This is a genomic window from Myxococcus sp. AB025B (assembly GCF_006518215.1).
Taxonomy (GTDB): domain Bacteria; phylum Myxococcota; class Myxococcia; order Myxococcales; family Myxococcaceae; genus Myxococcus; species Myxococcus fulvus.
This window is the reverse complement of sequence record NZ_SRLW01000680.1, coordinates 1-704: the sequence shown is the minus strand read 5'-3', so window position 1 is coordinate 704 and position 704 is coordinate 1. Positions and strand designations below refer to the sequence as shown.

The 704-nt window shown below is 64.9% G+C and carries 1 protein-coding gene; it reads left to right on the top strand.

The window, feature by feature from the left end; genetic code table 11:
* Positions 1 to 522 (top strand): zinc-binding dehydrogenase (locus FL311_RS43475; protein ID WP_141333580.1); only part of this gene is annotated, 522 nt, incomplete at its 5' end.
* Between the last annotated feature and the right edge of the window lie 182 nt (positions 523 to 704).

Below are 704 nucleotides of genomic sequence, written 5' to 3'. Positions count from 1 at the left end.
GGCGGGGTGGGATTGAACATCATCCAGGGCGCGGTGATTGCCGGCGCCGAGCGAATCATCGCGGTGGACGTGCACCCGAAGAAGCTGGAGTTCGCCAAGGTCTTCGGGGCAACGGACGTCATCGACGCGACGAGCGTGGACCCGGTGGTGGGCATCCGCGAGCTGACGCGCGGTCGGGGCGCGGACTATGCGTACGAAGCGGTGGGCCGCAAGGAGACCATCGAGCAGGCCTACCAGTGCACGCGTAAGGCGGGGACGTGCGTCGTCGTCGGCGTGGGGAGCGTGAAGGAGCAGATCTCCCTCAACGTCTTCGTGCTGCCGCTGTTCGAGAAGCGGCTGCTCGGCTCCTGGTTCGGCACGGCGGACGTGCACCGGGACATGCCTCGGCTCTTGGACCTCTACAAGCAGAAGAAGCTCAAGCTGGATGAGCTGGTGACGACGACCTACAAGCTGGACCAGCTCGACCAGGCCTTCACGGACATGAAGAACGGAGTGAATGCCCGGGGCGTGGTCTTGTTCTGAGGAAGTCGATGGAAGACGGCCCGCGGAGGTGGGCCGTCTTCTTGTGACACACGTCCTAGAGCGCCGATCAGGTTACGGCGAGGGAGCAGGCAAGCGGTAGGGGATCGACTCGGGCTGTGGTCGCGTGATCAGGTCGCCACCTTCGGAGGTGGCGCATGGAACGCTGGAAGCCGGCTGTGGAG